1 pseudogene is annotated in these 253 nt (G+C 64.4%); it reads right to left on the reverse strand.

Annotation, left to right across the window (positions count from 1 at the left end):
• Positions 1-253 (reverse strand): annotated as a pseudogene (locus tag FCK22_RS18530) (phosphate acyltransferase); the annotation flags it as partial.

Raw genomic sequence — 253 nt, forward strand, 5'->3', positions numbered from 1 at the left:
AGCGGAGATGCCGGTCGCATCGGCGGAGCCGTGCGATTTCACCACCGTGCCGTTCAGGCCCAGAAAGACGCCGCCGTTCACACGGCGCGGGTCGATCTTTTTGCTGAGACGGCGCAGAGAGGTATAGCCAGCAGCGAGGCGAGGCGCGACAGGGGCGAGTATTTGAACGCTTCGCGCAGCCGGTCGCCGATCATGCTGGCCGTGCCTTCGCCGGTCTTGATCGCGACATTGCCGGTGAACCCATCGGTTACGA

This window comes from Sulfitobacter sp. 15WGC (genome assembly GCF_005068605.1).
GTDB lineage: Bacteria > Pseudomonadota > Alphaproteobacteria > Rhodobacterales > Rhodobacteraceae > Sulfitobacter > Sulfitobacter faviae.